General features: G+C 31.1%; 26 protein-coding genes. 16 read left to right on the forward strand and 10 right to left on the reverse strand.

The window, feature by feature from the left end:
• The 4 genes from MEFER_RS01265 to cutA all read right to left on the reverse strand — a co-directional run bounded on the left by MEFER_RS01265 (position 1) and on the right by cutA (position 4,269).
• Positions 1-1,509, reverse strand: coding sequence for a class I SAM-dependent DNA methyltransferase (locus tag MEFER_RS01265; RefSeq protein WP_015790832.1), 1,509 nt, complete (start codon positions 1,507-1,509; stop codon positions 1-3).
• A gap of 57 nt (positions 1,510-1,566) precedes the next feature.
• Complete coding sequence (locus MEFER_RS01270; protein ID WP_015790833.1) at positions 1,567-2,541, reverse strand: methanogenesis marker 2 protein; 975 nt, start codon at positions 2,539-2,541, stop codon at positions 1,567-1,569.
• Between the two features lie 117 nt (positions 2,542-2,658).
• Positions 2,659-3,906: a phosphoglycerate kinase gene (locus tag MEFER_RS01275; RefSeq protein ID WP_015790834.1), complete on the reverse strand. Its 1,248-nt coding sequence runs from the start codon at positions 3,904-3,906 to the stop codon at positions 2,659-2,661.
• Positions 3,907-3,963: 57 nt separating this feature from the next.
• Positions 3,964-4,269: a divalent-cation tolerance protein CutA gene (gene cutA / locus MEFER_RS01280; protein ID WP_015790835.1), complete on the reverse strand. Its 306-nt coding sequence runs from the start codon at positions 4,267-4,269 to the stop codon at positions 3,964-3,966.
• Positions 4,270-4,373: 104 nt separating this feature from the next.
• Between cutA and hemB the strand changes: the two genes are divergently transcribed.
• The 8 genes from hemB to purQ are packed head-to-tail and all read left to right on the forward strand — an operon-like array spanning position 4,374 to position 9,509.
• Positions 4,374-5,345 (forward strand): porphobilinogen synthase, encoded by a 972-nt coding sequence (hemB, locus tag MEFER_RS01285; protein ID WP_015790836.1) that lies wholly within the window; start codon positions 4,374-4,376, stop codon positions 5,343-5,345.
• 19 nt (positions 5,346-5,364) lie between these two features.
• Positions 5,365-5,955, forward strand: a complete 591-nt coding sequence (locus tag MEFER_RS01290) for an RraA family protein (RefSeq protein ID WP_015790837.1) — start codon at positions 5,365-5,367, stop codon at positions 5,953-5,955.
• 13 nt (positions 5,956-5,968) lie between these two features.
• Entirely contained in the window at positions 5,969-6,544 is a 576-nt protein-coding gene (locus MEFER_RS01295) for a TIGR00267 family protein (protein WP_015790838.1), read from the forward strand.
• A 10-nt stretch (positions 6,545-6,554) separates the two neighbouring features.
• Complete coding sequence (locus tag MEFER_RS01300; RefSeq protein ID WP_015790839.1) at positions 6,555-7,085, forward strand: DUF2115 domain-containing protein; 531 nt, start codon at positions 6,555-6,557, stop codon at positions 7,083-7,085.
• Positions 7,066-7,797 carry a 7-carboxy-7-deazaguanine synthase QueE gene (locus MEFER_RS01305; protein ID WP_015790840.1) on the forward strand — a complete coding sequence of 244 codons (732 nt, stop codon included), beginning with the start codon at positions 7,066-7,068 and terminating at the stop codon, positions 7,795-7,797. Before MEFER_RS01300 ends, MEFER_RS01305 begins: the two co-directional genes overlap by 20 nt.
• A gap of 35 nt (positions 7,798-7,832) precedes the next feature.
• Positions 7,833-8,456 (forward strand): orotate phosphoribosyltransferase-like protein, encoded by a 624-nt coding sequence (locus MEFER_RS01310; RefSeq protein WP_015790841.1) that lies wholly within the window; start codon positions 7,833-7,835, stop codon positions 8,454-8,456.
• Between the two features lie 50 nt (positions 8,457-8,506).
• Positions 8,507-8,800: a DNA-binding protein HmvA gene (gene hmvA, locus MEFER_RS01315; RefSeq protein ID WP_015790842.1), complete on the forward strand. Its 294-nt coding sequence runs from the start codon at positions 8,507-8,509 to the stop codon at positions 8,798-8,800.
• A gap of 16 nt (positions 8,801-8,816) precedes the next feature.
• On the forward strand, positions 8,817-9,509 hold the full coding sequence (gene purQ / locus MEFER_RS01320; RefSeq protein WP_015790843.1) for a phosphoribosylformylglycinamidine synthase I: 693 nt from the start codon (positions 8,817-8,819) through the stop codon (positions 9,507-9,509).
• Between the two features lie 193 nt (positions 9,510-9,702).
• Here the strand turns inward: purQ and MEFER_RS01325 are convergent, their stop codons facing one another.
• The 4 genes from MEFER_RS01325 to MEFER_RS01335 all read right to left on the reverse strand — a co-directional run bounded on the left by MEFER_RS01325 (position 9,703) and on the right by MEFER_RS01335 (position 14,435).
• The gene (locus MEFER_RS01325; RefSeq protein WP_015790844.1) at positions 9,703-11,313 is read right to left on the reverse strand and encodes a B12-binding domain-containing radical SAM protein; all 1,611 of its coding nucleotides are present in this window, start codon (positions 11,311-11,313) and stop codon (positions 9,703-9,705) included.
• Between the two features lie 263 nt (positions 11,314-11,576).
• A complete protein-coding gene (locus MEFER_RS08325) occupies positions 11,577-11,825 on the reverse strand; it encodes a hypothetical protein (RefSeq protein ID WP_157200668.1) in 249 nt (82 codons plus the stop codon).
• 341 nt (positions 11,826-12,166) lie between these two features.
• Positions 12,167-13,318, reverse strand: a complete 1,152-nt coding sequence (locus MEFER_RS01330) for a class I SAM-dependent rRNA methyltransferase (protein WP_015790845.1) — start codon at positions 13,316-13,318, stop codon at positions 12,167-12,169.
• A 13-nt stretch (positions 13,319-13,331) separates the two neighbouring features.
• Positions 13,332-14,435: a 60S ribosomal export protein NMD3 gene (locus MEFER_RS01335; RefSeq protein WP_015790846.1), complete on the reverse strand. Its 1,104-nt coding sequence runs from the start codon at positions 14,433-14,435 to the stop codon at positions 13,332-13,334.
• 75 nt (positions 14,436-14,510) lie between these two features.
• Here MEFER_RS01335 and MEFER_RS01340 point away from each other — a divergent pair, with 75 nt between their 5' ends.
• Positions 14,511-15,113 (forward strand): DUF4013 domain-containing protein, encoded by a 603-nt coding sequence (locus MEFER_RS01340; protein ID WP_015790847.1) that lies wholly within the window; start codon positions 14,511-14,513, stop codon positions 15,111-15,113.
• 16 nt (positions 15,114-15,129) lie between these two features.
• Here MEFER_RS01340 and MEFER_RS01345 read toward each other — a convergent pair whose 3' ends face one another.
• The gene (locus MEFER_RS01345; protein ID WP_015790848.1) at positions 15,130-15,891 is read right to left on the reverse strand and encodes an SAM hydrolase/SAM-dependent halogenase family protein; all 762 of its coding nucleotides are present in this window, start codon (positions 15,889-15,891) and stop codon (positions 15,130-15,132) included.
• Between the two features lie 62 nt (positions 15,892-15,953).
• Positions 15,954-17,057, reverse strand: coding sequence for a tryptophan--tRNA ligase (locus tag MEFER_RS01350; RefSeq protein ID WP_015790849.1), 1,104 nt, complete (start codon positions 17,055-17,057; stop codon positions 15,954-15,956).
• A 172-nt stretch (positions 17,058-17,229) separates the two neighbouring features.
• On the opposite strand from MEFER_RS01350, the gene pssA reads away from it, so the two are divergent.
• From pssA to MEFER_RS01380, 7 genes are all read left to right on the forward strand, one after another.
• On the forward strand, positions 17,230-17,832 hold the full coding sequence (gene pssA / locus MEFER_RS01355; protein ID WP_015790850.1) for a CDP-diacylglycerol--serine O-phosphatidyltransferase: 603 nt from the start codon (positions 17,230-17,232) through the stop codon (positions 17,830-17,832).
• The gene (locus tag MEFER_RS01360; RefSeq protein ID WP_015790851.1) at positions 17,833-18,468 is read left to right on the forward strand and encodes a protein kinase domain-containing protein; all 636 of its coding nucleotides are present in this window, start codon (positions 17,833-17,835) and stop codon (positions 18,466-18,468) included. It begins immediately after the preceding gene.
• A gap of 28 nt (positions 18,469-18,496) precedes the next feature.
• A complete protein-coding gene (locus MEFER_RS01365; protein WP_015790852.1) occupies positions 18,497-19,264 on the forward strand; it encodes a proteasome assembly chaperone family protein in 768 nt (255 codons plus the stop codon).
• A 90-nt stretch (positions 19,265-19,354) separates the two neighbouring features.
• A complete protein-coding gene (cmr1, locus tag MEFER_RS01370) occupies positions 19,355-20,515 on the forward strand; it encodes a type III-B CRISPR module RAMP protein Cmr1 (RefSeq protein WP_015790853.1) in 1,161 nt (386 codons plus the stop codon).
• Positions 20,496-21,608 carry a hypothetical protein gene (locus tag MEFER_RS01375; protein WP_015790854.1) on the forward strand — a complete coding sequence of 371 codons (1,113 nt, stop codon included), beginning with the start codon at positions 20,496-20,498 and terminating at the stop codon, positions 21,606-21,608. The genes cmr1 and MEFER_RS01375 overlap by 20 nt, the downstream gene beginning before the upstream one ends.
• Complete coding sequence (locus tag MEFER_RS08175; protein ID WP_015790855.1) at positions 21,599-21,988, forward strand: hypothetical protein; 390 nt, start codon at positions 21,599-21,601, stop codon at positions 21,986-21,988. The genes MEFER_RS01375 and MEFER_RS08175 overlap by 10 nt, the downstream gene beginning before the upstream one ends.
• Positions 21,948-25,118, forward strand: a complete 3,171-nt coding sequence (locus MEFER_RS01380; RefSeq protein ID WP_015790856.1) for a CRISPR-associated protein Csx11 — start codon at positions 21,948-21,950, stop codon at positions 25,116-25,118. Before MEFER_RS08175 ends, MEFER_RS01380 begins: the two co-directional genes overlap by 41 nt.
• Positions 25,119-25,240 lie beyond the last annotated feature (122 nt).

The raw sequence follows: 25,240 nt of genomic DNA on the forward strand, positions 1-25,240 counted from the left end.
CTACAACATACTTTTAATCTTCTTTATAATTCCCTCAATCCTTAAATCAACCTCTTCAATCTCTTTTAAAATCTCCTCTGGTTCTCTATACTCAATCTCTTCTTTTTTGTTTGGATTTTTAGGTGTTAAGTCATAATCTCTCTTTTTAATCTCTTCAATAGAAACAATCCAACTATTTTCTGAAATCTCCCTCTTCTCAAATTTCTTTAAAGCATCTTCAAAGTCCTTATCTTTAATTTTATTTTTCTTAGTAAATTTCCCCTCTAACTCATAATACCAAATCTCTTTTGTTGGCTCTCCAGATTTTTCAAAAAACACTATATTTGTCTTAACTCCTGCACCCATCTGACTAAAAACACCTTGAGGAAGAGAAACAATAGCAAAAACATTAAACTTCTCTAACAACTCCCTCCTTATCTCCTTAAACTTCCCACCACCAAACATTATTTGCCCCTCTGGTAAAATAACAGCCGCTCTTCCTCCATCCTTCAACTTTCTCATTATATACTGCAATGCTAAAGCTTCTGTTGCCTGAACTGGATAAGGAAAATTATTTTGAACAATTTTATTTTCTTTCCCTCCAAATGGTGGATTTGTCATAATTACATCATATTTTTCATGTTCAGGAACATTATGAACATCTTCCATCAATGAATTTCTTCTATAATAGTTTGGTGTTAAAATTCCATGCAAAATCATATTCATAGTCCCCAACAAATAAGGCAACGGCTTTTTCTCATGTCCATAAAATGTCTCTCTCTGTAAAATTTCCTCCTCCTGCACTGTAATTTTATCCCCTAACTTATCTTTAATATACTTATACGCCTCAACTAAAAACCCTGCAGAGCCACCAAACGGGTCAAAAATCTTCTCCCCAACCTTTGGCTTTATAATCTTAACAATAAACCTTATAACTGGTCTTGGTGTATAAAACTCTCCACTCCAACCAGCCTCACTACCCATATTTAATAAAATCTCCTCATATATTTGAGATAAAACCTGAGTATCTTCATAATTTCTTGGGTCAATTTTATCTATCTTCTCAATCACATCCATTAAATTATAAGGTGATTTCATCTTATTTCCAGAGATTTCCATAAATATTTGAGCTACCTTCTCCCTCTCTGGTGTCCCACTCAAATTTCTCAAGTATGGGAATAAAATATTATTTATAAAGTGGATTATAGCATTTTCTGGTTTATCTATCTTTTTAAATTCTTCATCAACATCATCAACAAATTCTTTTAAACATTCTTTTGGCTTTCCTATCCAATCTCTTTTTGCCCAATTGCTCCATCTGTATTTTTTGTCAATAACTGGAATATACTCCTCTCCATTCAAAATAGCTATCTCCTCTAACTCCTCCTCAACTCCTTCAAAAACCTTCAAAAACAAAAGCCATGACAACTGCTCAATATAATCTGTAGCCCCAGAAGTTCCATCATCAGTTCTTAAAATATCACACGCTGTTTTTATCTCACTTCTTATTAACGCCTCTCTCTTGCTCATAGTTATCACTTTAAATTTTTTTATTTAAAAATTAAAAAAGCTAATTTTTATTAAAAATCAACACCCACAAATAAACTCTTTCTTAAAATCAAAAACAACTTCTTTATTTTCACCATCGGTAATATACAATTTCTTTTCAGCTATAACCTCACCACATATCTCTGCAGTCATCTCAACATCTTCAAAAATATCTTTAATCTCTTTAAAGTTCTCTTCTTTTGCAGTTAAAACATAACCACTACCTGGATAAACTTTAAGCCAGTGGATTAAATCAATCTCTTCTGGTTTTGGGATTTTAGTTATATCAACAACTCCTCCTTTCCTTGAAACCTCTAATAGCATCCCTAAAGTTCCAATAGCTCCTGGATTGCTTATATCTTTACATGAGTTGGCTAATTTATTCTCTGCAATTTGAACTAAAGCATCCATTTGAGCCTTAACCAATTTCTTCGATTTCATTGTTGTTGTGTCCCAATTTAATTGGAATGATTTGTATATCTGCCCAACCAAATCATAGGCGAAGATAATCTTATCCCCAATTTTTGCGTTATCGCTCCTCAATATACAATCTTTTTTAGCAATGCCAGTTATTGAGACATCTAATACATTACACATAGCATCTGGATGCGTATGCCCTCCAACCATTGGAACTCCAAACTTTTTCACACCATCTTTAACCCCTTTTAAAACCTCCCTGCAGACATCTTTATCTTTTATACTTATTATATTGGTCATTCCTACGCACTTCCCTCCCATTGCCGCTATATCCTTACAATTAACTAAAACTGAGCAGTAGCCAGCCCACCAAGGGTCTGCCTCTAAAAGCTTTCCCCAAATTCCATCTGCAGCTAATAAAATGGCGTTATCTCCATCTACACCAATAACTGCAGCATCGTCACCAAAATCTACAATAATATCAAACTCGTAATCTTCATCATCAAAATCAAAAATCTCTACAACATCTTTAATTGCTATCTTCCTCAAAATACCTTCAAAGTTCTTTATTTCATCTACAACCTTTTTTAAATTCATACAATCCCCTTTATTTTTGCTAATACATTATTTCTTTTAAAAGTTTCGATTTCCATATTTTTAAGATTTTCCAAATAATTAATGAAATAAGCCTAATAAAAATAAAAAATTAGCTATTTATTGGCTTTTATACTTTTTATATGACTCTTTAAGCATCTCGATTACTGGAAGTTTCTCTCCAGCTAAGAAATCTAAGGTAGCTCCTCCTCCAGTACTAACATGGTCTATTTTGTCAGCAACACCAAACAACTCTGCTGCAGCAGATAAATGTCCTCCACCAATAACTGAAAATCCTTTTGAGTTGGTTATAGCCTTTAATATTTCTTCAGTTCCTACCGCGAATGCCTCTTTCTCAAACACTCCTGCAGGACCATTAGCAACTATCGTCTTTGCCTCTTTGATAATTTCACTGTAAAGCTCTATAGTCTTTTCTCCAATGTCGTTAATTAAATGCTCAACCTTCTCATCTTTGTTTAATTCAATTTCAACTCTCTCCTCATTGATATTTAGAGCTGCATCAACGGGAACAACAATTTTATCTTCAAATTTATCTAACAACTCCTTAGCTATTTCTATTTGATTTTTCAATCCGAGATTTTCAATAACTTCTTCATTAACTCCTAAATCGTATCCCATAGCTACAAGGAAGATATTTGCAACAATTCCTGATGTTAAAATTTTGTCAGCAGTTCCATTCTCTAAAACGTTTTTCATAACTCTTATTGAATCATCCGCCTTAGCACCACCTAAAACATAAACACAAGGTCTTTCTGGATTTTCTAAAACCTTTGACAAAACCCCAACTTCTTTTTCCATCAATCTTCCTGCAATCATTGGCATGTAGTAGGAGAAACCAACCAAAGAAGGCTGAGCCCTATGTGCAGCAGCAAACGCATCATTAACAAAATAGTCAAATAATGGAGCTAACTTTTTAATTAAATTTGTCTCAGCCTGCTTTTTTGGAGTAATTCCTTCCCATTTTTTCCAATCACTTAAAACCTCTTCAGAATAAAACCTAACGTTTTCTAACAATATAACATCTCCACATTTCATTTTAGTTATTGCCTCTCTCGCTCTAGAACCTATAGCCTCATCAATATACTCAACTTCTTTACCAATAACATCTGATAAAACCTTTGCATGGTTTTTTAATGTTGTAAAATCTTTCTTTCCTGGCCTGCTTTGGTGGGCCAATATAACAATTTTAGCATTTTTGTTTATGAGCTCTGTAACCGTCCTCCTAATCTCTCTAATTCTTTTATCATCTAAAATCTCTCCGGTATTTGGCTCTATTGGACAGTTTATATCTACTCTCAAAACCACTCTTTTCTCATCAAAGTTAAAATCGTCCAATGTTAAAAACATGCCCATCCCTCGGAATTCTTTTGAGTATTTTTATTTTAAGTAGGGAGTTTATAAATTTTACCTAACAACATCTTTTAGCCATTTTATATACTCGTCATTTACATCCTCAACATTCATCTTCATAATCAAAGGTGTGGTATATGGGTGCAGTTCCTTAATAACCTTTTTCAATTCATCCCATTTATCATCATCTGTTTTTAAAATCGCTCCTATTTCATTATCTTCCTCAATCTTACCTTCCCACCAGTACATTGCCTTATGCTCCCTTAAGTTTGCACAGGCTATTAACTTTCTCTCAAGGAGGAGTTTAACTACTTTTTCAGCACTTTCCCAATCTGGAAATGTTGTATATACAATAATCATAATAATCACCAAATTTAATAAAACCTAATTTAAAAATAATTATTAAAACTCTAATATAAAACTAATTTTAATATAATTTTTCAATAGCGAGTAAGGTGAAAATCATGTTAATAAGACCAAGAAGGTTAAGAAAAAATCAAAAAATTAGAGATTTAGTTAGAGAAACAACATTAACAAAAAATGACTTAATTATGCCAATTTTTGTGGATGAAAATCTAAAAGGAAATGAAAAGAAGGAAATTAACTCAATGCCAAATCAATACAGGTTTAGTGTAGAAGGGGCTATAGAAGAGGCTAAAGAAATAGCTGATTTAGGTATTCCAGCTGTGATATTGTTTGGTATTCCAAAGCATAAGGATGAGATGGCAAGCTCAGCATATGATAAAAATGGAGTGGTTCAAAGAACCCTAAGAGGAATTAAAGAGGAGTTAGGGGATGAGCTTTTAGTTATAGCTGATTGTTGTTTGTGTGAATACACAAGCCATGGACATTGTGGAATTGTTAAGGATGGGAAGATTTTAAATGATGCCACTTTACCAATATTGGCAAAGATAGCCTTATCTTATGCTGAGGCAGGGGTTGATATCGTCGCCCCTTCAGATATGATGGATGGAAGAGTTAAAGCTATAAGGGAAGCTTTAGAAGAGAATGGTTATGATGATGTTGCTATAATGAGTTATTCTGCAAAATATGCATCATCGTTTTATGGGCCGTTTAGAGAAGCGGCTGAAAGCTCGCCAAAGTTTGGAGATAGGAAGAGTTATCAAATGGACATTGGAAATGCAAGAGAGGCTTTAAAAGAGATTGCCTTAGATATAGAGGAAGGGGCTGATTTAATTTTGGTTAAGCCAGCTCTACCATATTTAGATATAATAAGAATGGCTAAAGATACTTTTAATATACCTATTGGCGGTTACTGCGTTAGTGGAGAGTATGCGATGGTTGAAGCAGCGGCAAGAAATGGATGGCTGGATAGGGAGAAAGTTATTTATGAAGTGTTGTTAAGTATAAAAAGGGCGGGAGCTGATTTTATTATAACATATTGGGCTAAGGAAGTTGCTAAGAAACTATTATAAAAATATTGTAGGGAAAACTATGAACATCTTAAAAAATTTTTCAGTTCCTAATTTGTGTGATGCTGGTGCTAAACCTTTAAAAGGTATTAAACCGATTTTAGATAACCAAGGAGTTGTTTTTGGTGAAGCAGTAACTGTAAAAACAAGCTATGACGATTGGGGAACGGTAGTTAAGAGTATAAGCTTAGCAAAAAATAAATTTATTGTAGTTGAAGTTGTTGGAGAAAAAAGGTATGAAACAGCAGTTTGGGGTGGTTTAGCCTCATTAAACGCTAAAATAAAAGGAGTTAAAGGGATTGTTATAGATGGGTGTGTGAGGGATGTTGAAGATATAAAAGCCTTAAAATTTCCAGTATTTACAAAAAATTTCTGCCCTAATGCAGGAAAACCTTTAAACGTTGGGGATGTAAATGTTACCATAAACTGTGGTGGAGTTTTAATAAATCCTGGGGATATAGTTGTAGGAGACTGCAATGGTGTAGCAGTGATAAAGAGGGAAGAGCTTCAATATGTTATAGAGAATGTTAAAAATATTAAGGAGAAAGAAAGAAAAATTAGGGAGAGAATTTTAAGAGGCCAAGATTTGAGGGATATTTTAAACTTAAAATAAACTGAGGTGATATGTGTTGGAAATTCCGCGTAGTCTGAAATCTTTTATAAATACCATAAATGGAGAATCTGGAATAAGGTATATGGTTAGAGGTCTCATAGACGGTTCTTTATCAGCTCTTGGAGTTGTTATTGGGGCAAGTGGAGCTGCAGACGCTTCTGTTATTATAGCCGCTGGACTTGGAGGGGGAATAGCTAACGGTTTATCAAACATACTTGGAGCTTTTACAGCTGAAAAGGCATCATTAGAAAGAGAAAGGATACAAAAAGAGAAGAGTTTATTAAAAAAGAATGGATATTTAAAGAAGTCCATAATTTACAAAAAAGCCATTAGAGAGACGATGATTTGCGGGCTTATAGATGGGATATCAACAGCCCTTGGTTCAGCACTTCCAGTAATCCCTTTCTTCTTCTTTAATATATCAACTGCTTTATACGTGGCTATAGCAATAACTATAGTGGAGTTATTTACATTGGGAGTGTTTATAGGTAAGATTTCCAAAGAAAATGTTGTAGTTTCTGGAATAAAAATGGTTGTTGGAGCTTTAATTGTATCCGTTCTATGCTTTATGATAGAGAGAGTATTTTAATTGGGAAAACATGAAGGCAAAAGAATTATTTAAAAATCTAAAAAAAGAGCTTGATAATTTTAGCATATATGATATAATGATGATTAGAAGCTTTATTGAAAAAGATGCTAAATACCTCCCCCCACAATATAAAAATCATTATGTTGAGGCTATGATGAAATATTTAATTGAAACATTTAATGAGATAAAAAAGAAAAAAGTTGATGAGATTGAAGATGAAGAAATTGACGAAAAAAAGTTAAACAAGATGTTAAATAGAATCGAAAACTTTAGAAAATACTATAGTTCAGATGAAGAGGGATTTATAAATCTCTCAAAAATTCTCTGCCCGTATTTAGCTTTTATTGCTAAAAAGCCATTACATCCAGAATATTTAACGTTTCCAGGAAATGTAAAAATTATTAAAAAAGGTAATGATTATTATTGCCCAGTTAAAAATAAGCAGCTTAATGAATATTCCTTATGTGAATTCTGTGTAGCTAAGAGCATGGATGAGTTAAAAAAATTAAGTAGGGAAAAAGATGATAAAGGAGATTTTTAGCTCAATAATGGGTGAAGGAAAATACATTGGAAGAAGATTCATATTTGTGAGATTTGCTGGCTGTCCGTTGAAGTGTATTTATTGTGATGAGGAGAGTAAAAGCTATTTGAATAGAGTTGAAAAAATTCCTGGTAGTGGGGAATTTGAAACTTTAAAAAATATGGATGTTGAAGATGTGGTAAATGCAGTGGATAAATTGAGAACTCCAGATTTGTTCGCAGTATCTTTTACTGGTGGAGAACCATTACTTTATAGCAAAAAAATAAAAGAAATCGCTGAAATTTTAAAAGATAAGGGGTATAGAACTTTTTTAGAAAGTAATGGTCTATTTCCAGAAAAAGTATTTTATTTTGATATTGCATCTATCGATATAAAGCTGAAAGAGCATTTTGAGTTTATAAAAGATAATGAATACAAAAAACTATACAAAAAAGAGCTTGAAACAATTAAAAAGCTATATAATTTAAATTCTGATGTTTATGCAAAGGTTGTTATAATGGAAAACACAGACATAGAGGATGTAAAAAGAATAGCAAAGGACTTGAGCGATATAGGGGATATAACTTTATGCATTCAACCAGTAACGCCTAATGGGGATATAAAATCTCCTTCTCAGAGAAAATTATTTGAAATTATGGAGGCGTGTGGAGAGTATCTAAAAGATAACGTCATGCTAACAATACAAATGCATAAGTATTTGGGAATGCTATAATAATTAATAACAATTATTTTGTAATGAGGGAGATTATGAATAAGGAATTATTAAAAAAAGTCATGGAGTTAAAGAATAACGGGCTTACAATTGGAGAGATTGCTGATGAGTTAAATGTGTCAATGGATACTGCAAGATATTTAGTTTTAAATGCTGAGAAATTATTAAAAGAGGAAGAAGAAGTAACAAAACTTAAAAATGTGGATATATTTATTGATTGGAGAAACATTGGCTGTTCAGCAAATAGATTAAAATACGTAAGCTCAATAATAGTTGATATTCTAAAAAGCAGGAATATTGAATTTGACACCGTTGTTGGAATTTCAACAAGTGGAGTTCCTATAGCTACTTTAGTGGCATCTGAGTTGGGTAAAGAACTAACAATCTACATACCAAAGAAACATATATCTGAAGAAGGTAAAAAGATAACGGGTTCAATATCACAAAACTTTTCTTCAGTAAATTACAAGAGGGCTGTTATTATAGATGACGTTGTTACGAGGGGTAGTACACTAAAAGAATGCATAAACCAACTAAAAGAAATCTGCAGCCCAAAATTGGTCGTTGTTTTGATTGATAAAAGTGGATTAGATGAGATTGAAGGAGTTCCATTGATTCCATTAATTAGGGTTGGAGTAGTGAATTTAGAGGAGAAATAATATATAATTTAACTTAATTATTTTATCTAAAAATTTTTTGGAGGTATATTATGTTACCAAAAGCTACAGTAAAAAGACTAATGAAACAATACACAGATTTTAACATCTCTGCTGAGGCTGTTGATGAACTCTGCAACATGCTTGAAGAAATTATAAAAATAACTACTGAAGTTGCAGAACAAAATGCAAGAAAAGATGGAAGAAAGACGATTAAAGCAAGAGACATTAAGATGTGCGATGATGAAAGATTAAAGAGAAAAATCATGGAGCTTAGTGAAAGAACTGATAAAATGCCAATATTGGTTAAAGAGATGCTAAACGTAATAACATCTGAATTAGAGTAAAGGAAAAGGGATTAATATGAAAATAGCAGTAGCAAAATTTTTGGGGACGAATTGTGATTTAGATGTATGTCATGCAGTTAAATTAGCTGGCGGGGAACCAGAACTTGTTTTCTTTACTCAGGAAAATTTAGATGCATATAAAGGAGCGGTAATTCCAGGAGGATTCTCTTACGGAGATTATTTAAGAGCTGGAGCAATAAGTGCCAGAACTCCAATAATAAAAGGTTTAAAAAAGATGGTTGAAGAAGGAAAGCCAGTTTTAGGAATATGTAATGGAGCTCAGATTGGTTTAGAGGCAGGATTTTCAAAAGGTACATTAACAAACAACTTAAATGCAAGATTTATTTGTAAATGGGTCTATATTAGAGTTGAAAATAACAAAACACCTTTCACCCAATACTATAAAAAAGGAGAAGTTTTGAGAATACCAATTGCCCACGCTGAGGGTAGATTTTACGCAGACGATGAAACATTAGATTACATGTATAAAAATGACATGATTGTTTTCAAATATTGTGATGAAACTGGAGAAACAACAGAGGAAGCAAATCCTAACGGCTCTATAGACAATATAGCAGGAGTTTGCAATGAAAATCAAAACTGCGTTTTATTAATGCCACACCCTGAGAGAGCTAGTGAAAAGATACTCGGCTCAGATGATGGGTTGAAAATGTTTAAAGGAATGATAGATTATGCAAAAAAGATTTAAATTTGTTAATTTTTAAAATTTTAAATTTTTAAAAGAATTGAAAAGAAAGAATTATTTAATGTTCTATTTTTTACAACCTTCCAACTAATCTGTAATCTGAATTTATAATATCAAAGGCAATCTCATCCAATCCACTACTCAATATTCATTCTAATCTTTCACCTAAACAATTTTCAATATCTGATTTTCATTTTTAATATTCTTCAATTAATGATGGATTGGAATGCCATTTATGTTCATCCACATCAATTTTAACATCCAAAGGCTCGAGCTTTTTATCTGGATTAAATCCGAGCTTAATTCCCCACTTTCTTATATGTTCAACAACCAAACGAGCTCCAAGTCTTGCCAATGGATAAAACGGGAGCAAGAATAAATTCCCCCTCATAACCATAGGCAATCCCCTAATCACTTCTTTATAGAGATGCCTCCAGGCATAATATAGATGTAAAAACCTGCCTTCAGTCATCATTTCCTCAACATCAAAAAACTCCTTATCTCTAAGCAAACCCATTGGGACAAATGCTAAAGGTGTTACTGTAAAGTGTGCCCTATTACCAAGTTTCTCTTCAAGCTCTTTCTCCATTGTGAGGATTAGCTGGGTGGTCATTATCTCATCTTCTTCACTCTCTTCAGGGAGGCCTAAGATAGTTGTGTAAGCTGGGAACCAGTAATTCTTGTTAAGGACATAGGTGCCGTTTAACATAACCCATGGCCATTCTTCTGGCGAGAATGGTTTCATTTTGTTGTTCATATACTTCTCCATAAGCTTGGGTGAGGCGGTCTCAAAACCTACTTGGATTCCAATCCAGTGCTTCTTACCTGCTCCGACAGTTCTTGAAATTTTCTCGATCATCCCAGGATTTGCCAAAGCTCCAGCAACACTGCCATGAGTTGGATTAACGTTTTTTGTATATTTAGTGGCTTTCTCAAAGAGTTCTATCACAGCTTCGGCATTTGGATATAAGTTCTTCTTATCTTCAACCTTATATAAAAATACATCTTCACTATGAAGCCATGCACGATTTATGCCCGCATTAATATTAACTTTTATCTCTTCTTCAATCTTTTCAATAGGAATATAACGAGCAACTCTTAAATTGGGATCACAAAAACGACATCCTCTACCACAACCACGCATCACTTCAACGAGACCTTTATATGAGGGTTTTACTATGGTCGGAATTTCTTCAACTTTTGGTAAGGTTTTTATAATTATTGTCTCATCAGCATCACCACTTTCTATACTCCTGAAAATATCAGCAGCAACATGATCTCCTTCTCCAATAATTACATGGTCAATTTTTAGTTTTTCCTTTTCTTCTTTTCTAAAATCAATCTGCCATGCCCCTGGACCACCAACAACAAGTTTAAACTTGTAACCCTTCTTTTCTCTAATAGTATTTATTTTCTCAACAAGTTCTTTAAACTTGACGCTTGTGTAGTTTTTCCACCTTCCACCATTTGTAAACATCATGCTTACTGGACCTAAACCTAAAGGATCCATCTCGTAGAGTGATACAATTGTTGTGTTTTTATCTATAAACTTCTCTATTTTCCTTGGGTGAGCTACTACAACTTCTTCCCTTTTAAATCCCTGAGTAAGTAATGCAGCTTCAATCTTTCTCAATCCATAGGGTGCTATAGTTAGAATTCCATTTCTATCTGGAATTTGAGAATCAAGAATTTTAAAAACCCATCCTGGCAAATTATCCACAGGAGCACAACCAAGAAAATCTAACAATGGAACATTATGATAAGTGCTTGTTAATGTTTCATCAGTGCTTAACACAATCCTTACCATAATTATCACCGTTTGAAACAGTTTAATTTTTCATAAATAAATTTTGAAATATTAATGAGATTTAAGAATGCAGGGAAGATAAACTCATCAACTGGGTAGAAGCCAATGACTTGCTCCCGATGAGCCCCAGAGGAAATTGAGGTTGAGAATTTCCAAGTCCAACATTGATGTTCGTTTATAAATGCCCATGTTGGACAGACCCCTAAAAATTAATATTATTTCCATATTATGAACTTGCACTTTTCAGCTTTGAGATGGTGTTTTTACTGTAAATCAGATATTTTCACTTTTAGAAAATCTAATACTCTTGGAATAGCTCTTCTAAATATAAACCCCCTCCTTAATATTAAATCTTTAATTAAATACGTTGGACGTAAGTAGAATGATAAGTAAGCTTTCTGAAGCATTCTACTTATCTGCTTAGATGTGAAGTTTTTTAACTTCATTACTGGATCTAATGTAGTATATTTCCTCCAATCAAAGGTCGGGATGAGGTTTTTCGACAGATTCATTAGTATGTATCCAGGATGAGGCGAGAGTATTTCACTTATTATATTATATAAAATTATTAATGTAAATAGTAGTATTTAGGAGTTTTATTACCTATATCAACTGATCCTTTCAAGTTTTGGCTCATTAATGTCCTCCATGCCTTATCAACTTCAATAACATTTACCAATTCATTTTTATCGATATCATTCTTCTTCGCTTCAACAATGTTATTATACTTATAAACAATATTTATATATCACTACTTTGATTAATAAATTTAGAGAATGATAATAAAATCAAAGATAATAAAAAAAGAGATTTGCTCGTAGTTAAGTTAATCAATATGTAACATTTTTAGATTTTAACCTTTAACATAAAAGAAAATACATTTTAAATATTCGAGATTTTTATTTCCTATAGATATTGGATGGTCTGGAGCTTGTCCTTTATAATCAATCATAATTAACTCTTTTTTTGCTCTAAAGGCAGAGGATATAACTGTTCTTTTAAACATTTCTTTATCTACATGATGAGAGCAAGAGCAAGTGACAAATATTCTTTTAGCTAATTTTATTCCCAAATAATTTAGAGAGGCATAAGCCCTCAAAGCATTTTTTATATCTTCTTCAGTTTGTGTAAATGCTGGGGGATCTAGAACTACAACGTCAAATTTTTCTCCATCTTCTATAAACTCTTTCATAACTTCAAAGGCATTCCCTTCGATAAACTCATACTTATCTTTTGGAATATTATTCAGCTCCATGTTTTCCTCTGCAGTTTTTAATGCTTTTTTTGATAAGTCAACACCTACAACCTCAGCTCCCCTTATTGCCGCATGAACTGAAAACCCCCCAGTATAACAGCAGATGTCTAAAACCCTATCCCCCTCTTTTACAAACCTCTCAAGCTCCAACCTATTCTCCCTCTGATCTAAGAAAAATCCGGTTTTATGCCCTTTGACATTTACTTTAAATTTTGCATTTCCTTCTTTAATAACGGTCTCAAATTTTTCCTTATTTCCAAAAATTTTATCTCTAATTCTTTCTCCTTTCTTACCTCTCTTCACGTATATTGTTTCTAAATCAGATAAATCAAATAAAATATCAACTATATCCTCTAAGTATTCTTTTTCAATGAGCTTTGACATCAACTGCATAGCTCCAAGCTCGTTGTATTTATCAAATATTATTGTTGGCAGTTCATCCCCTTCAGCGTAAATCCATCTATAAGTGTCTTTATACCCTAAAATATCCTCTCTATAAAATTTTGCATTATATATCCTTTTATAGAAAAAATCATAATCAATTTCCTCATCTTCAGTAGTTAAAATTTTTAAGATTACTGATTTTGGATTATACAAAGCTTTAGCAACAAATTTTCCATTATAAGTTAGATTGACGATTTCTTCTTTTTTTGGCAAATCTTCTTTATTTTTTATGGCTTTTGTATAAACCAATCTTGAAAAATTTTTTATTGAGTTGTATGCCCTTTTATCTATCTCTAATTTAATCAATCTATCACCAAACTTACTTATCTTCTTCAACTTTATTTACCAAATAAGAAACTCCTTCTTTTTTAAATATCTTAACTTTATCCCCTTCTTTAACTTCCACATCTCCAACATTGTCGAATTCATAAACTTCATAGCTCTTATCGTCCATAACCATGATATTTGGTGTTGTTGCTATAACTGTTGCCGTATCCAGCTCATCTTTCTTTTTTTCCATTCTGGTCTCTTTCTCTGCTACATGCCAAGGCAATCCAATTTTTTCTCTATTATGATCTATGGATTTCATGTAAACCTTATTTTCAGTTATTGCGGTAACTAAATAATACTTATCTTTATACTCTACAACATCCCCAACTTTATACTCTGGAATTCTTACAGAGACTGTAACTCTATAAAGTTCCTTCCCACTGTCCCTATCTACACCAACTAACGTGGCTGTTTCTGTAATCTTTCCTCCATATCTTTCTTTAATTTTTTGGGCTACATTCCTTGCCGCCCCAACTGAACCAAGTTGATAATCCAACCCCTCTTTTTGAGGAATAAATTTTGATACAAACGCCATTCTATCTTTCTTCAATCTTTTAGCCAACTCTTCTCTAACAAAGTTATCTATTTCTTCCCTCTCCTCTTCAGTTAAATATCTATTCATAGCTCTAACTTGTAAAGTAGCTTCATAATAGTTAGACATGAATCTTGAACATCTTGGACATTGAACCATCTTTAAATGCACTTCTATATCTTTCTCATAAACTCTATCCTCCTTCTCTCCAGGCAATCTACCTTTAGCTATAATATGTACTGGAATTATTAACTTACTTCTCTTCCCTCCAGGAAGTTGTGTAATTTTGGGATAAATTTCAACATCAACCATAACACTTTTCTTTTTAATGGCATCTTTTGTAGCGTAGTAGGCAATTTCATTCAATATCTCAAAAGCTTCCTCGCTTTTAGGTGTTTGCCATATCTTTCTTTTGTAAGAACCACACATATGGCAGACCTCAACCTCAACTCTATCTGGAACTTCAATTAATGGATGCTCTTGGGCATAGCAAACTGGACAGAGTCCATCTATAAGCTCATCTTCAGCCCCGCATCTATAACAGATACCTCTAATTTTCATAAATCTCACCTCAAAACATAAATTATATAAATATTAAAATTAAGCTATATATTGTAGAGTGTTAAAGGTGAAAAAATGGATATTTCAGAAGGATTAAAATTTCCCACAAATGATGAAAAATGGGCTTCAAAACTTCTTATTGGGGGGATATTTAATATAATCCCAATCGTAAATTTTATAAGCTTTGGTTATGCCTTGGAGACGATGAAGTTAGTTATGTGGAATAAAGAAACCCTTCCAGAATGGGAAAACTTTGGATCAAAATTTGTAAAAGGTTTAGTGGGGGCTATAATAGCTATTATATATTTAATTATTCCATTGATACTTATGGCAGTATTTATAGCTATGAGAAGCAAAGTTGTTAATTTATTAGGAATGTTAATTGTATTTATATTGATAGTGATATTTGGATTTATGATACCAATGGCTCTTGCAAACTACGTAGCTAAGGATAGTTTTGGAGCGGCATTTGAATTTGGTGAAATAATCAACAGAATAAAATCAGTGTTTGGTGAATATCTTATCTGCTACATCGTAATATTGATTATATATTTAATAATTGGAGTCATTGCAACTGTTCCAATAATAGGTTGGATTATTGGAGCGATATTAGGCTTCTATTTACAGCTGGTCTATGCTTACTACTTTGGTAAGTTGTATATAAAAAGTAGTCCATAAGTCTTTATATTATTTTTTATTTTAATATTTCAATTTCATCTAAATAATCAACATCTAACAATTTTGAGGCATTGTCCATAAACTTAGATATCTCCAAAAATCCTTCACTGTTTATTAGGCATATGAATTCATCTTTTTCTTCATAATACGATTTAACAAATTTGCATTTAATAATTTTTTCTCCTTTTTTTGTTTTTATTTTTATTAAAATTTCATCATAGAGATTAAAATCAACTTCTTCAGCTCTAATGTTTGTTATAACATTCCCAAATCTATCTATATGTATAACTCTCTTTTTTTCAGTATCTAATTTAACAATATCATCTAACTCCTCCCCATCATAGCCGTTATTAATTAAAATCTCAGCCCCTACAACTGCATAAACATCCCTTCCATGAAATGTTGAAGATGGAATATATTTACTTTCATCAATTTTAATAACCCTCTTTATCTCCAATTTTTCAACTACATAGGTAAATAACCCATTATCTGGTCCAACTAAATAATGCCCATTCTTTGTTTCAACAACTATTGAATTTCTTTCACTACCAACTGTAGGGTCTATAACTGCAACATGAACTGATGGAGGAAAATAAGGAATGGCGGTTAATAAAACATAAGCTCCATGGTATATATTAAATGCCCTTATTTCATGGCATATATCAACAATCTTTGCAGTTTTATTGTGTTTTTTTAATATATCTAAGATTCTGCCTTTCATCGCCCCAACGTATCCTTCTGTAGTACCAAAATCGGTAGTTAATGTTATAATGTCCATAACATCACCAAAAATAAAAATATTATGGCAAATAAAAATTTAATTTAAAAGTAAATTATGATTTAATATTTTCCTTTCAATATTTTTACAGCAATTTCTTTTGCTTGCTCCCTCTTTTCCTTCAAATCTCTCAAAAACTCTGCAACCATCTCATAAGCCATTTTTTTACATTTACCACAGGTTAGCTCTCCTTTTTTACACTTTTGATATATTTCAGACAACTCCTTATCATCCATAATTAGGTGGTATAAAAACAGTTCATAAACTACACATTCCTCTGGAACTCCTCCATATTTTTTATGCTCCTCTAAAGTTTCTCTTCCTCCTGTCTTAGCTGAAAATATCTTCTTTTTAACTGTTTTTTCATCATCAGTTAAAAATATTGCAGTCTCTGGCTTTGAAGAGCTCATCTTTCCTCCTAATAATCCAGTCATAAATCTGTGGTATGTTGAAGATGGAGGGATGAACTTAAATTCCTTAGCCCTATTTGCGATATCCCTTGTTAGTCTTATATGAGGGTCTTGGTCAATTCCAACAGGAACAACTACTGGTTTTGGCTCTGGATTTAAATTTTCATCGAGTTGAGGATGCAAAATATCTGCAACTTGAACTATTGGGGCTAAGACATGCCCAATGTTTGTTTCTCCTTTAAATCCATATATTGCCCTCATTTCACTCCAATTGGTTCTTTTAGACAATATTAAAGCTAAATCCTTAACTTTTTGATATTTTGATTGCAAATAGACGTTAATTTTTTCTGGGTCTAAACCAAGGGCTATGTAGTTTGTTATATACTCATTCAAAGCCAACTCCTCTGTTTTCTTAAAATCCATGTTTCTTGCCCAATAAGCTTCTAAATCAGCTATTGGAATATTTATATTATCTGTGTATTTCTGATAAAACTTCAATAAATCAACAACCATCTTATGCCCAAAGTGCATTTTACCGGAAGGCATCATTCCGCTAACAACTGCAAACTCCTTATTATTTTTTATTGCATCAACTATTCTCTCAAAATCCCTATGCCCCAATATAATATTCCTCCTAAAGAAATGATGCTCATCTTTTAAATCTCCTAATACATCAGCAATAGGCTTAACTCCAAACTGTTCCATTGTTTTCTTATAATCAATAACTGCAGGAGTTTCCCATGGTGTTAATTCCATCAATTCCACCTTTGTAATAAATTTTTAATTTGATATCGAAATAAAAAGAATAAAAGTAATAAAAAGCTTTATTATGATCTCCTCTATAAATATTTGATAACATCTAAAAATATTTTACTCAATTTATATAACTTAAATGCAAAAATATTAAAAACAAAAACAAAGGGAGAGAATGTTTAGCATTAGGAAAATACTCACAATATCAGATTATGTAACGATGTTGAATATTATTACTGGGCTTTTGGCAATATTGTTAAACAACTTTTCCTTAATTTATCTATCGATAGTCTTTGACTCTTTAGATGGCTATGTTGCAAGGAAAACAGGGACTGTATCTGACTTTGGAGCTGAGTTGGATAGTATTTCAGATGTCGTTAGCTTTGGCGTAGCTCCCGCTTATTTGTTATATAACAACTTTGAATCAACCTTAGCTTTAATATCTGCGATAATATTTTGTCTTTGTGGGGCTTTAAGGTTGGCAAGATTTGGAATTTTAAACGTTAAGGGCTTTATTGGCTTACCAATACCTGCAGGAGCTTTATTATTAGCTGGATTCTGCCAGTTAATTGACAATTATCTAATAAATTCAATATTAGCTGTATTAATAGGACTTTTGATGATTAGTGATATAAGATATCCAAAATATCCTAAGGGTATATTTATCTTCATATTTGCAGTATCATTAATTTTGGCTATAATAGGGATTCCACACTTTGCTCTGTTGTTGTGCTTATTATATGCCATTTATGGGATAGTTAAATATTTTGCGGGGTGATTGGCAATTAAAAAAGAAATATTAAAAAAAATTCCAGAAAATATTTTGAATAAAGAGGTAATAAACAAATTGGAAAATAAAGGAGTTGAAATTATAGATGTTTTGGGAAAAGGACATAGGGGTGTTGTATTAAAAGGAATTTATAACAATAAAGAGGTTGCTATAAAAATTCCAAGAACAGATAGTCCAAAAAATACAATAGAGAATGAAGCTAAGATTTTAAAATATTTAGAAAACTATAATATAGCTCCAAAGGTTTATAAATATGGCAGAGATTATTTAATTATGGAGTTTATAGATGGGGAGGAGTTAAAATCAGCGGTTGAAAAATTGGATAAAAATAGGTTATTAAAAGTAGTTGAAGATATACTAAAAATTACTCTAAAGCTCGATATGCTTGGGATTGAGCATAAGGAAATACAGGGTGGACGGCATTTTTTAGTAACTGATAAAAAAACCTATATTATTGATTTTGATAAGGCAAAAGAAAAGAAAACTACGAGAAACTTTACTGGAGCTGTTGCTTTATTGTTTGGAGAAGGTAAGTTGGCAAGAACAATTAGAGAAAAATTAAATATTGGAATGGATGAAATAAAGTTTATAAGAGAGTTTGCAAAAACATATAAAAAACTCTAAAGATAATAAATTATTAAGGTGATAACTTATGGTTAAAATCATTACAAGAAAAATAAAGGACATAGAGCCATTAGAAAATGCTTTGTTAATTGAAGGGCTTCCAGGAATTGGACACGTTGGGAGGTTAGCTGCTGAACACATAGTCCATGAATTTAATGGGGAAAAGTTTTTAGAGCTCTTTTGCTATGATTTTCCACCTCAAGTTTTAGTTAAGGATGACGGAACTATAGAATACATGTGTGCTGAATTTTATAAAATAGAGGAGCCAAAGCCAATGATTGTTGTTTTAGGAAACACTCAGGCGTTATCTCCAGTCGGTCAGTATCATTTAGCTGAGGAGATTGTTAAAATAGGTATTGAGTATGGGGCAAGGTTTGTCTACACCTTAGGTGGATTTGGTATTGGGAAATTGAGTGAAGAGATTAAAGTTTATGGTGCTACAACATCTCCAGAGCTTGCTGAAAAACTTAAAGAGCATAATATTTTATTCAGAACAGATGGGGGAGGGATTGTTGGAGCCGCTGGATTAATGCTAATGTTTGCTGATTTAAATGGAATTCCTGGAATCTGCTTAATGGGAGAAACTCCTGGATACCTAATAGACCCAAATGCTGCTAAAGCAGTTTTAGAAAAGTTCTGCAAACTTGAAAATATAGAGATTAATATGGAAGAGTTGGAGAAGAGAGCTAAGGGCATGGAGCAGTTTATTGAAAAGATTAAGAAGTTTGAAGAAGAAATGTTGAAAGCTGCCCAAGCAAAACCACCAAGTGAGGAAGATTTAAGATACATTGGATAGATGGCTTATTTTATTTATTTTTTTAATTTTTTTAAAAAGCTATATTCTAAAACTTCAAAATAGAAGTAACTGAGTATATTGGTGAATAATATGGATAAAGTAGAACTAAAAGTTAAGTTTGAAACATTAACTCCACTATGGAATGGTAATGCGTGGGGGCAATGCATGGAGATAAGACCTTCATCTATCTTGGGAAGTTTGAGATTTTGGTTCGAAGTTTTGTGTTATTTTAATGGAATTATTGATAATGAGTATTTTGACGAGAATGGAAAACCAAGTGAAACTTTGGATTATAAAAAGTTTAAAGAGCTAAAAGATAAAATTAAAAGTAAAATGGATTTAGAAAAAGCGATAGATAAAATTTTAAAGGACATGGAAATATCTTTACCTTCAAGAATTTTTGGATGCACTGGTTGGAGAGGAAGAATTAGAATAAAGAAAATTGAATCAATAGAAGATTATTGTTTTGGAAATAAACTAAATATACCATATGCTATTGGAATTAAAAAAGACAATGATGATGACAAAAATATAATAGAATGGCGAACAAAAAATGATTATTATCAGTTTATTAAAGAAAAATACCATGGAGATAACAATAATTTCAAAAAAGATTGGTCAGTCTGGTATTTTCCACATCCATATTTTTATGGAAAGTTTGAAGTAATTTTTGAAACTGATGAAGTAATAAAAGATGATATATTAATCCCTTTGTTGAATTTTATTGATGAATATGGTTGTTTGGGAGGAAAATGGAATATTGGATATGGTAGAGTAAAAGTTAGGGGTATTGAAATAAAGAACGAAAATAATTGGAAAGAAGTAAAAGATTGGGAAAAGAAAAAAGTATTTGATTTTTCTAATTTTGCATTAGGCAAAAAAGATGAAACAAACACAATAAAAACTTTACAATATATCGAATTAATTGAGGAAGTAAATAATTTTGATAAGTTGCTTAATAAAGAGGATAAAATTTTTGTTTTAAAGAATAATATCAATGAAAACAATTTTAAAGACATTATTAAAGAACTAATAAAAATCAAGGCACAAAAAAGAAAAGAACATAAAGAAAATGATGGAAATGAAAATGAAAGACATCAACTTTTTGGACATAACAATCCAACGGAAGGATCAAAGATTTTGCCATATATTTATGAAGACAAAGATAATGGAAAATTAAAAGGAGGTTTTATTTCAATTGCTGGAATTTTAAATATAAAAGGTGGTAAAAATGCCAGAGAATCAAACTGAAATCTATTATGAAAGTTTGACATACTATATTCACAATAAAAAGAACTTTGAAAACAACGTTCAGAACTATGAAAAAAACTATTACACTTTAAAATTTGGTTTATTTAATAAAAATGAAAAATTGAAAAAATTTAAGGGTAAAAAATATAAAATATATAAAATAGGAGATTTTAAAAAAGCACAAAAATATTCTGGAATTATTAACGAAAATAACTTAGAAAATAAATTAAAAAATTTGATAGATCAACACATTCCATATTCATTTGGAATTTGGGTTAAGTTTAAATTAAAACAACCATATTTCTCAAGAGATGATGAGGAATTCTACTTAATCCAAAATCCAATATTGAAAGAGAAAGTTTTTAAAGTTCCAATGATTAGGAGGGGTAGGTGGAAAGGAGTAATAGCAAATGCTGGAAGAGAGATAATTAAAGAAAATATAGGCAAAAAAGAATTTTGGGATTATGTTTTTAGTTATTTAAGAATCTTTGGAACTGGAAATGAAGAGTTTAGAGAGTTAATAAACCTCATGAAAAAAGAAAACAAAGATGAATTGAAGAAATCTTTAGTTAAATACTTAATATTTAACTTGAATGTTGTTATAGAATTTGATAAGATAGAGCAGGACTGGAAGAACATTATTGAAGAACATTTTGACTTAAATTTTAAAAATATATTTAATGATAAAAAGAATGAAAAGAAATATTATGAAGTAAAGAAAGGGAGGGCTATATTCTATCCAACATACTTTGATAGGTTAAGTTTAGAAGTTATAAATCCACATAGTAGAAAAACAAGGGCTGGAATAAATCCAATTCATTATGAAGTAGTTCCAAAAGGATCAGAGGGAATTTTGCAAATTGTTTATGTTCCTTTTGATGGAATTTTGAAGAAAAATGATGAATTAAGGAAAGAGGTTAAAAAAGATTTGGAATTCTTATGCAATTGTATTGAAAAAGTTGCTGATTTAGGTGTTGGGGCAAAGACAAAACTGGGGTGGGGGACTTTTAAAATAAAAGAAAAAATTTATTGTCTTAATGGCAATATAAAAATAGAAAATGGAGAATTAGAAGGGTGGAGGGGATGTCAGTAGATGTAAATAACTTATTAAGATACACGGATGAAATTTTGAAGGCTGAGATTGTTAGTTTATTCACACTTTTAGATAAAACTTTTGTAAGTTGGTGGCAATCTATTAATAGCGAATATTTTAAAGGAATAACACCAAAATATTCTAATGAAAAAGATGAAATAAAAAATTTATTAAGTGCATTTTTTAATGATTTAAAAATAAATATTGATGGATTAAACATAAAAGATAAGGATGGAAATGTAATAGATGAAGTAGATGCTTTAAATGATTTTATTAATGAAAATTGGAGAAATTGGAGAGGAATTAATTTAAAAGAAAATCCTAAAAAAAATTTTACAAGTGTTGTATGGATCTTCAGAAGGTCTAAATTCTGGGATTGAAAAAGGATCTCCTAAAGAGGGAAATCACATAAAGGGAAACCAACCTTACTTAGCAAATTCCTTTGGAAGTTTAAAAAGATTAGTAAATGAAAAGCAATTAGATGATTTGAGAGACTATATTTCAAGACATAATGTTTTCGATTATAAAGATGAGATTAAAAAAATATTGGATTTAGAAAATGATAGTTACTTTGATGAATTAGAAAATGGGGACAACCTACAGCAAATCTTATCTAACTTAAAAACTTGTGATGTATCAAAAATCAGAAGAAAAGTTTATGCCTTAATTAGATTGTTATATGGATTTATACCGTCAGATAGCCGTTTTCCAGTAAATGACACGTCTTTATATGATCAGGCATACATGGCTACAACGATGTTTAAAGCATCATTAGCTGGACTATTTTTAGATAATTCAAAACTTAAGGATTTATCTGAATTTGATTATAGGAATATTAAATGGTCAATCTTGGGAATCCAATATGACAAATTAGGTTTGGCAGAAAAGGGATTAAAAGTTGCACATATTCAGTGGTATAGAGAAGCAACAAGAGAAGTTGATAAACAAATAAAAGATTTAATTGAAGTTAAATGGGCATTAGGTAACGAAATCTATAGAGATGAAACCGGAATCTATTTCTTAGTTCCAGAATGTGTTATTGGAAAAGAGATTGATAAAAACTTATATGAATTGAATAAAAATCTTGGATGGTTGAAATGCCAAATTTTAACGATTTTTAAACATGAATTTGATGATGAAGTTTACCCAACAATCATTTTGACAAAACCCTCAAGAGGTTTAATGAACTTAGGATATTTAATTGAAAAAGCAAAAGAAAACTTCTTAAAAGCAGACTATTCTTTAAAAAGACAGATTAAAGAGAACGATTTTAAAGAAAAAATTGGGATTTGTCAAGTTTGTGGTGAAAGATTTGTTTCAAAAGATAGAGAAAGAGATGAAATTCCAATGTGTGATGTTTGTTATAAGAGAAGAGAAGGGAGAATTACTACCTGGATTGAAAATCTAAGAGATGAAACAATCTGGATTGATGAACTACAAGATGAAAATGGAAAAATTGCTTTAATTACTTTGAAATTTGAGTTGAAAGATTGGTTGAATGGGCATTTGTTGAATAGTTTGCTTGTTAGAGAGGAAGATTTCATTAAGTATAGGAGAATCACTAAGAACTTAATAAATTTAATTAAAAAATCTGTATTAGTAGAAGAAGTCAGGGGATTGAGTCTTAATGATGATGAAATAAGGGAAATAAAAGAATTTTTATCACTATTTGACGTTGAAGCAATACAAAAACCTTTTAATGAATCTTTTAATGCCTTAAAAGATTATAAAAACATAGAAAATGTTAAACCAAAGTATAGAGGTATGGTAAAAAGATTGTTAAAAAATGAAGAGTGGATAGAACATTTTAAATTTTATGATAAGAATACAAAATGCATAATTAAGAATAAAAAGAGAGGAAAATGTGAGAAAATTGATGAATATGACACAAAAGATGGAATTAAAGAACATTTATATAAAATTTTTACTATTAATTATCTTATCTTACAGATTCAAAATACTCTATTAGAACGTTCTATTGGGGACAAATGGGAAAAATTTATTTACAAATCATTAAAAGATTGGGATGAAGAGAAAAATGAACCTAAAAAAGAAAAAATAGATTTTGATAAAAGAATTATCTATTGGGACAAACTAACAGATAAAGATATTGAATTCCTATCAAGATTAATCTTACAATTCCTTTTAAGAAAAAATCCTTCACCGGCAAGATTAAGAAGAATTTGGGAAACTACAAAGGAATTCTTTGAAGATGTAGAAAGAGGATTAATTGATTTATTAGAAATTCCAGAATGGAGAAGAAAAAGAATTGTTATCCAATTAGATGAAAATGAAAAACCAAATGGAGAATATAGGTATAGAAACCTCTGTTTCTGGAAAGCTGGGGATAAGCTGTATTTAATTACATCCATTGAGCAGTTTTTAAAAGTTATTGGAAATAATGAAGTCAAAAAACTACTAAATAACAAAGAAAAAGAAGAAAATCTTAAAGAATTGAGTAAAATATTAAATGACAAAAAGAAACTAATTAAAAAACTTAACTTAAGGAAAATTAAATTAGAAAGTTTAGAAAACGAAGGAGATAATATAGAAATTGAATTGGATGAAAATAAAATTGATTTGTTAGAATACAGACCATATTTCTCAATTATTAAGCCAACACCAATTTCATGGCAGTTCATAATCCCAGCAGAATACGTTCCAAAACTAATTGAAAAGATTCAAGAGAAATGCAATAAAAACTTCAAATGGATTTATGGAAAACTGCCATTGCATATTGGAATAATCATCCAACATTATAAAAGTCCATTATACATTGGAATAAAGGCTTTAAGAAAAATTAGAAGGGATTTATATAGTTTAGAAGATATTAAAACAAAAATTGATGGAAAGTCATTAAAATCAATACAGAAAGAGCTTTATTCTAAATATGTTAGGGGAGAAGAATTAGCAAATAACACTGAAGAATATTACTCTCTCTATGAATGGGGAGGAGATAATGAAACATACCAATTCTATCTAAAACCAGATGAAAACAGCTTAAAATGGATTACTACAACGAATGGAAAAGATAATCCAACATTCTACATCTATCCAAACACCTTCGATTTTGAGATTTTAGATTCAAATGTTAGAAGGAATGATATTGAATACTACAGAGGAAAGAGAGTCCTACCATTAAAATCTAACAGACCATACACTTTAGAAGATTGGAAGAAATTTATTAAATTCAAAGAAATCTTTGAAAATAAACCTTCAAAACTTCAAAAATTGGTTAATATAATTTATAAATGCTTAGAAGATTGGGACAATAAATATGATGACTCAATAAGCCAATTCTTAGATACAAGTTTCATAAATGTCTTAGAATTGAACAAAAAATCCAACAAAGAGGTAATTGAGAAATTATGTGTGATATTTGATATTAGTTTAGAGGATAAAGACTTAGAAAAATTCAGAAATGAGCTAATAAATAAAATAGATAGGAAAAAGATGCTAATGTTCATAGATATGTTTGAATTCTGGCATAAGGGATTAAAAGCTGTATAAGTGGGGGATAGTCATGTATTATTTTGTCTATGGTTCAAATATGAGTGAAGAAAGGATAAAAGAGAACTGAAAAAATCCAAAATTTGTAGATATTGGTTATATCAAAGATTATAAGTTTGTTT

This window comes from Methanocaldococcus fervens AG86, from assembly GCF_000023985.1.
Lineage (GTDB): Archaea > AGJL01 > Methanococci > Methanococcales > Methanocaldococcaceae > Methanocaldococcus > Methanocaldococcus fervens.